General features: G+C 33.4%; 7 protein-coding genes and 1 pseudogene. 6 read left to right on the forward strand and 2 right to left on the reverse strand.

Annotation, left to right across the window (positions count from 1 at the left end; translation table 11 throughout):
* A pseudogene (locus ACFX4X_RS24755) lies at window positions 1–498 on the forward strand (hypothetical protein); the annotation flags it as partial.
* Between the two features lie 685 nt (window positions 499–1183).
* Here the strand turns inward: ACFX4X_RS24755 and ACFX4X_RS24760 are convergent.
* Window positions 1184–2059: a R2-like ligand-binding oxidase gene (locus tag ACFX4X_RS24760; protein ID WP_289336596.1), complete on the reverse strand. Its 876-nt coding sequence runs from the start codon at window positions 2057–2059 to the stop codon at window positions 1184–1186.
* A 479-nt stretch (window positions 2060–2538) separates the two neighbouring features.
* Window positions 2539–3039 carry a DinB family protein gene (locus tag ACFX4X_RS24765; RefSeq protein ID WP_377387411.1) on the reverse strand — a complete coding sequence of 167 codons (501 nt, stop codon included), beginning with the start codon at window positions 3037–3039 and terminating at the stop codon, window positions 2539–2541.
* Window positions 3040–3576: 537 nt separating this feature from the next.
* Here ACFX4X_RS24765 and ACFX4X_RS24770 point away from each other — a divergent pair.
* From ACFX4X_RS24770 to ACFX4X_RS24790, 5 genes are all read left to right on the forward strand, one after another.
* On the forward strand, window positions 3577–3927 hold the full coding sequence (locus tag ACFX4X_RS24770; protein WP_377387414.1) for a DoxX family protein: 351 nt from the start codon (window positions 3577–3579) through the stop codon (window positions 3925–3927).
* Window positions 3928–4167: 240 nt separating this feature from the next.
* Window positions 4168–4350: a hypothetical protein gene (locus tag ACFX4X_RS24775; RefSeq protein WP_377387417.1), complete on the forward strand. Its 183-nt coding sequence runs from the start codon at window positions 4168–4170 to the stop codon at window positions 4348–4350.
* 580 nt (window positions 4351–4930) lie between these two features.
* Complete coding sequence (locus tag ACFX4X_RS24780) at window positions 4931–5266, forward strand: ribonuclease E inhibitor RraB (RefSeq protein WP_377387420.1); 336 nt, start codon at window positions 4931–4933, stop codon at window positions 5264–5266.
* An 832-nt stretch (window positions 5267–6098) separates the two neighbouring features.
* Window positions 6099–6344 carry a ParB N-terminal domain-containing protein gene (locus tag ACFX4X_RS24785; RefSeq protein WP_061463123.1) on the forward strand — a complete coding sequence of 82 codons (246 nt, stop codon included), beginning with the start codon at window positions 6099–6101 and terminating at the stop codon, window positions 6342–6344.
* 295 nt (window positions 6345–6639) lie between these two features.
* Complete coding sequence (locus ACFX4X_RS24790; protein WP_377387423.1) at window positions 6640–7185, forward strand: NADPH-dependent FMN reductase; 546 nt, start codon at window positions 6640–6642, stop codon at window positions 7183–7185.
* Window positions 7186–7447 lie beyond the last annotated feature (262 nt).

Raw genomic sequence — 7447 nt, forward strand, 5'->3', positions numbered from 1 at the left:
AGTAGATTCTCCTCACTTATTGTGTATGATTCTACATGCCCTTATTTTTATTGTCCAACTAAGTGTAACCTGTCCAATATTCAAGATATAACAGAAACACCATTTGATCAAAGGGATTTATTAACGCTTCTATACGAGGATTTTCTTTATGAGGCAAAGATAAACCCCGATTTAAAGAAGATTTTTAAAGTTCTCACTAGATTGGAACATGAATCTGGAAAGACTGCTGTATTGGAAAAGAAAACGGACTCCATTTTTAAACTCATTCATAAAGAGCAACATGAAGAACTAAAAGCCCTGCCTATAAGTATGAGGCGTAAATATGCCCTTCGTGGTGAAATCATTCTTGCAGATATGGAGGAATCTTATCCAAACCATGGTTACACCATTGAAAGAGTGCTTGAACTCCTTTACATGGACTTTATAGATGCTTTTAGAAAAGGGGATACTACGGAGGCCATTCAGAAAATCATTAAATTATTGGATTGTGAAGAATAATAAATAGCCTAAAGGCGTTAGCAGGGTTAACTTATCAAGACCTAAATCGTAAAAATCCATAAAAAATATAGGGCGATACATATTAGTCATATATAATATGTATCGCCCTTTTACTTCTTGTTCAACAAACGCGCCCTTTTCTGGAATAACTAAAATAAGATCTCAGTCCTAAAATCAATAAATTCTTCTTAAACTAATGTTCCCAGTTAGCGAAATAAAGGTGCAACGATTATCATAAAAATTGAAAAACAAATCAAAGATACACTAATTTTCTTTGGGAGTTTTTTTTTCCTTCCTCATTATAAAATCCTGAAAATTGAAGACGATTTCTATAGAATACAAAAAGTAATATTAAGATTGTTATACCAACAAACCATCCACCAGAAGTATTATCTACGTTTATTTCCATACTTGCATAGACTAGCTTAACTAAGGCTCTCATTAAACTACCAAGAATAAAAATAATAGATGAGATACAGAATATTCCAAGATTGGCTTAATCATATTATATCCCTTTCATTTTGATCTCTTGTTGTATTAAACTGCTGCCCCTTTAGCTGAATAAAGAACAAAAAAAATGGACTGCTGAAACAGTCCATCGTTATTCAATTCTTGCGCCAGATCAATAATTATTATATATCTAAAGAAACTGTTTTGTAGTGGCTTTTTGCACCTTGACTTTTAATTATTCAAAAATAATTTCCGTACGGTAAATCTCGTCTAAGCTTTTACCTTGAGCTCGCTTCAACACTTCTATCCTTGCATTCAATTGTTTGGCCATAAAAGCTTGACTATCTGATTTTTTTACACCAAATGGACTTACTTCTTCAAATCGCATCGTTTCACTCAATTCGATTGCAATTGGCATTAATCCTTGGAGTTTATTTAAAATATGGTCTAATAAATGTGGATTCTCAGAAATAAGACGTTGTAATAGGAAGGTTCCAAATCCGATGTGCCTTGACTCGTCTCTTTTAATATGGGTAATCCCTTCTAGGAGGCCAGGCATTTTTTTAATTTTAGCTAAACTCTCATAAAAATCCCAATAACCGGTTTCAGCAAGTACTCCTTCTGCAAACATATTATAAACAACGGAGGCATCCGCAATGGCTTCAGGAGATTGGTCATGTAATAGGCGGCCCATCGTTTCTGGCAATATTTCATCAAATACCTTTCTATAAACAGGTGAAAGAAAAGAATTTAAATCTCGTTTAATACCGATGTTTTGTAACAAAAGACTAAAAAAGTCTGCATGTTTCGCTTCCTCGAATAAAAAGGTTGTTAAATACATTTCTTCCTCATATTGTCCTGTTTTTGAAATTGCATAAATAAGTGGAAGAATATCATGGGTTACGGCCTCTTCAGCACCGTAAAAAAAGGAAATTAGTTGAAGAAGTGTATCTTGCTGGTCCGTATTTAATGATTCCCAATCTGCTTTATCTTTACTAAAATCAATGTTGTTAGGATCCCAAGTTCCAAATTTTTTAGCCTTCTCATATAGTTTAAATGGCAGTGAGTCTCGATTAATTCCTTTTTGACTAGTAGACACATAATGACGCATCAACATTCCTCCTAAATTGGTTATGATTTTAACGTGAAATGGGACGATACTATGATAAGCTTTTGAAGTTTAAATCTATAGAGGGAGAAAATTTACAATTTAGGATGTAACATTGAAGAAAGTATGAGTGTTCATTCCATTTTTATTATATTTCCCCAGTAGTAATTGTCAATATATATTTTGAATAATTAAAATTTCATATCTTTTTTTAAAATAAAAATTTGATTATTTTGAAGCTCTTAAAGCTTAAAACGAACAAATAATAAGGGGTAGCGGCGGATTTACAACGTTAAGGATATTCCAGCATTAAAAATCCCAATCTCTCAGTGATATAAATGAGATATTGGGATTTAATTATTAACAATCGCGCCCTATCCCAGAATTACTCAGGTCGTTGAAACGTGTTCACACCTTATTACATTAGCACTCTTTTAATTGAAGAATTTTTATAAAAATATACAAGACCCCCAGACGAGTAATCATGAAGTTTGGGGCATGAATAGGTAAAGTCCATAATCTTGCATCACGGAGGTGTGTCCCATTTGCCGTAACATGGTAGCTATATTCCCACGATGATAAGATCCGTGAGTGACAACATGTAGCACCAATTCAGAAACTGAGGTTTCAAGCAACCCAGCAACTACAATCACCTTGTCAATATCTTCTTGACTGTTTAGAAGTGCTTTGTAACGTTCAGATAAGTCTAAAAAGATCTTTTTCATTTCCTCAATACTTTTTGTTTCCGCCTGTTCTCTTAACTGATCTTCATGCGCCAATGCTTCATTCATGCTTTTACCTGAAATAATGTCAAACCATGTGTAATCTGAGGCATAAATGTGGGACAACACCTTTGATATTGAAGAAAAACCTGTTTGAATTTCCTTATGATAAATGTCTTGCGGAAGTTCTTTTAAACGATCAATTATAACTCCATTTGCCCATGCGTGGTATTCGTACATTTTTAATGCGGGATGCGTCATTTTAAATTTCCTCCTTTTTTCATTATCTTGTATTTTTTAATTGATACCTAATGATAAATAACTCACTTACAAATTCTGGAGGTAAATATAATTATTCTGTTTTAATTACAAAACTCCTTTTACAACTTAACTGCAGTTTGCTGATAAGCCTTATTTCATTAAATGGCCTTTTAATGGAATAGCATGACTAACGTTTTTAAACAAATATAGGTTTTTTTTCAATGTTGTAGCTACTGTCAAAAAGCATGCTTTATGACAAGCCTAATATCCTTTGATTTCCTCATGTCAAAAAGCCTGCATTCAAGTTATGCAATATTTCATTTGATTAAGGGACTTTATGACATATGGAGATTAGGAAGGTTCTCTTAACGTTGTCATATCAAGGGATTTTTGGGTTCTTCGCCCCTTAGCGTTGTTAATCTGCGTTTCGCTGGCGGTACCCCTTCTAATAATGATAGAATCATTATATACATATATATCCATACAATCGTTAAAAGAGAATACTCTTAAATAGGTCTTTAAAAGGAGTGAGGTTAGATGATTGCTATTGTTATGCAAGTAATTTTAGCAGTTTTTATTTTAGTCGGAGGTTTCATAAAACTTTTACGTATCCCGTTTCAGGTTGAACATTGGCAGCATTATCAATATCCATTATGGTTCATGTCTGTAATTGGATTTATTGATCTTATTGGAGCAATAGGAATGCTTGGGGGTATCTGGAATAGATACTTGGCTATTGGATCAGGTGTATTGTTTGTACTTATCATGATAGGAGCCCTACATGCTCATATTTTTCGAGCGCATCAATCTATTGTAATGATTATTCCTGCAATGATCTGTTTAATATTATCTATCATGGTGATTATCAAGAACTTAACGTTCGCTTAAATTTGTTCACAATTTTGGAGATTTTAATAAAACTTATAATTTTACTTCCTCTATTTATGTTAATCCCCTACTGAATCAGTCTTTGAGGGGCTTTGTGAATGTTCTTGTTGAACTAACGGGTGCTTTACTTCATTACCAGGAGCTGATCAGCAGCTCCTTTTCTTATGGAACTAAAGGGGCAGGATAGTTGAATAAGAAATGGTAAAATATGATATACAGATAAATGTACGGGGGGATAAAATGGCATCTTTAGTTGTTTGGTTATTAATATTAGTTTTCGGTGGAATTGGTGGAATAGTTATTTGTAGTGTTATCGAGGGAAATGAAGTATTTTCTGGTTATGCTGCAATGTTAGGAATGATAATAGCTTTATTGAGTTCTATTTTCTTCCAATTGAATTTGATGCACCGAGATAAAGAATAGTTGTTAAGCTAACAGTTGGGTTAGCTGAAGATCAGAGCTGTTTTTTAGGCAGCTTTTTTTCTAAATAACTAATGGGGCGGGTTAGTTGAAGAAGTTTTCTCGATATGTAACTGTTTCCCAAAGTTGTTTCTTACAGCTACAATAATGGTGAAACACAATGAGAAATTGAGAAGGAGCTTTTGCAGTTTGAATCTTATTAAATATTTTGGAATCCAATTTATTCTATTTACTGTAATAATCCTAACAGGGTTTTACTCAGATAGTTACATAAGCAAGCCATTTACTTACACTGATTTAATAGCAATAATTATTCATTTTGCTATACTAATCGTCGTGTTAAATGGATACTTTAAGCTAAAAGAACGTCTAATGCCTATTCATTTATTTAATAGAGTTTTACTTTCTTTGTTAGCTTTTGTTATTACCATTATATTTATAGAGATTTTAACAGGTGAATGAGATTTTATCCCTAATGAACGGTGCGTTAGCTGAAGATCAGAGCTGTCTTTAAGGCAGGTTAGTTGAAGTAAAATACCGTGAAGAACTAATTACTACTCAAGAATGAAGGTGACGATAAATAATGAAATTATTCCCTAAAAAATTCCCTAACGTTGAAGATGGACAAGTGCTAAAAATGCTATATAAACAAGGTGTGGATTTTAAAGAATCACAAGATGTAGATTTTTTTGTTGCAGTTCCAGATAAAAAGAGTGGTGAATCTGTATTAAATGCATTAAGAGATGCTGGCCTTAATTGTGAATTAGAAAAAGATGATGAAACAGAAGATTGGACTTGTTATTGTTTTATAAAAATGCTTTTAAATTACGAAGACATTATTGATATACAAAAACGAATTGATGAATTAAGTAAACCTTACGATGGATACACAGATGGATGGGAAGTTATGGTTGATTGATTTAATAGCTGTTCTTGTTATAAAATCACCAGTTCTTAATGAACTAACGGGTGCGTTAGCGCCATAAGAAGGCCGCCAATTGGCGGCCTTTTGAAAGAACGATTCTTACAATAATCATACTTTCAATACAATAAACAAATAACAGACAAAAATAATCCCTTACAACACCGTATATATTGGACTAAACTTGCTCATTATATAGGTAGCGAGTACGTAACGGTTGAGCCCGAAATTATATAGATCCTAAAAAGGATCTATATAATTCAGCCAAAGATTGTATATAGGTGATTTAGAAATAAATGATCTTATGCAATCAGAGGAAGATTTTATATGGTAAAGAAAGGTTTTATGACAGTCGTATCTCTAGAAGATATTATTGTCATAAGGTCCCAACTTATCATATAGGGTCGAGCGAAGATCATATCGAGTGCCGAAGACTTCATTGAGCAAACGATTCAATTAAAGTTAACGTTCTTATACAGCCGAAAGGTTGTATATGGGTGTACAGGTATTTTATATGGTCGAACGAACCATTATTATGGGTGGTGAACTGTTTATTTATGGTCGAAAGATCATAAATAGGTAATCAACTATTCATAATAGTGCAAGGTAGATCGTTACGTACTCGTGTTGGATACATATTTAATAAAGGATCAGTGAGCTTAGCTCACTGATCCTTTAATTTTTTTGCTTCTGATAATCTGACTGATGTTAAATAGATTGCTTGCTTTAATGTTGGAGGACGAAGAAAGTGAGAACAGCTTGATTAACTTTGTCTTATAACAGGTGAATAGAGTATATAATTAGACTCCAGATAGGGGGGGAAATAAAAATGAAACCAGATGAAACAGAAGAGTTTATTTTACTAAATCAGATTGTTGTAACGGAAGATTTTTTAAATTCGAATCCGAGTGTCGAAAAAACACAGCAAGTCTTAAATCATGTTAAACGGACAGGCTGCTTAGATGAACCCATTACGATTAATAAGGATACAAAGATCCTTAAGGATGGTTACAGACGATATATTGCAGCTCAAAGGGTGGGGATGGATCTAGTCCCTATTGTATATGAGAAATAAACTTTTACATATCAAAAATAGAAAAGAGAGGACTTGTACTTCAATAATTGAGGTTGCTGCGGCAACCTTTTGAATGTACGGGTCTTGCAATTATCATACATTCGGAAAATGAAGTGCAAAACCCTTAATGAACTATCGGGTGCTATAGCTGAAGATCGGAGCTGTCTTTAAGGCAGCTTTTCAATAACAATAAAGATGTTTAATTACAAATAAAGTTGTTGGATTTTCGTTAAATAGTTCAATATCTTTGATTCTTTTGTAGTTGAACAAGTAATCTGTTCGTAGAGGTGATAATATGACCAAACAAAAAAAGATAATAGCTATTTCAGGAAGCATTCGAGAAGGTTCATCCAACACAAATATATTAAAGGCTTTAGCAGCTTTTATTCCCGAAGATATTGATTATACTATTTATAATGGAATAAAAGAACTTCCCCATTTCAATCCAGATATAGATAGAATGAAACCACCAGCTGTTGTTGAGGATTTTCGAAAGATGCTAGATGAATCGCATGCGCTTATTATCTGTACGCCAGAGTATGCAAAAAGTGTACCAGGAGTCTTGAAAAATGCGTTAGAGTGGCTTGTCTCATCAGCTGAACTGTATAAAAAACCAGTAGCTGTTATAACGGCTTCTCCATCGATTGCGGGGGGAGAAAAAGCGCATGAATCTTTACTGCTTACGCTGGATATGTTGGATACTACTGTTGTTAAAAGTGGATCGTTGCTAGTTCCATCAGTCCGAACCAAATTTAATGATAATGCTACAGTAACAGACGAGGGCACTAAGCAAGCGCTTATCGCTCTAATCAATAGTATAGTGAACGAGATAAATAATTGACTTACGTTATAATTCGTATTTAAAAAGCCTTTATTGTTACTCATTATAAATGAAATAAGTACAGTTCGAAGATTTTTAATCAACTATTTTAAAAACCGTTCAAATTTTTGAACGGTTTTATGCATGATAAGGATATTAAAAGAAAACAGCTTTATTGTAATTGAACAGTAGCTTATTCTTTATGCAACTAACGGGGCAGCATTCCTGTAATCAGTGAAATTGAAGTTTGAACAAAAAAATAACCTCTTGGTAGAATGAGAGA

The sequence above is a fragment of the Peribacillus sp. YIM B13481 genome, assembly GCF_042787985.1.
In the GTDB taxonomy this organism is placed as follows: Bacteria; Bacillota; Bacilli; order Bacillales; family DSM-1321; genus Peribacillus; species Peribacillus simplex_A.

Excerpts from the sequence above, each read along its gene's own strand:
- ACFX4X_RS24765 (WP_377387411.1), bottom strand. The coding sequence starts at position 3,039 with ATGACGCATCCCGCATTAAAAATGTACGAATACCACGCATGGGCAAAT.
- ACFX4X_RS24760 (WP_289336596.1), bottom strand. The coding sequence starts at position 2,059 with ATGCGTCATTATGTGTCTACTAGTCAAAAAGGAATTAATCGAGACTCA.
- ACFX4X_RS24780 (WP_377387420.1), top strand. The coding sequence starts at position 4,931 with ATGAAATTATTCCCTAAAAAATTCCCTAACGTTGAAGATGGACAAGTG.
- ACFX4X_RS24770 (WP_377387414.1), top strand. The coding sequence starts at position 3,577 with ATGATTGCTATTGTTATGCAAGTAATTTTAGCAGTTTTTATTTTAGTC.
- ACFX4X_RS24785 (WP_061463123.1), top strand. The coding sequence starts at position 6,099 with ATGAAACCAGATGAAACAGAAGAGTTTATTTTACTAAATCAGATTGTT.
- ACFX4X_RS24790 (WP_377387423.1), top strand. The coding sequence starts at position 6,640 with ATGACCAAACAAAAAAAGATAATAGCTATTTCAGGAAGCATTCGAGAA.
- ACFX4X_RS24775 (WP_377387417.1), top strand. The coding sequence starts at position 4,168 with ATGGCATCTTTAGTTGTTTGGTTATTAATATTAGTTTTCGGTGGAATT.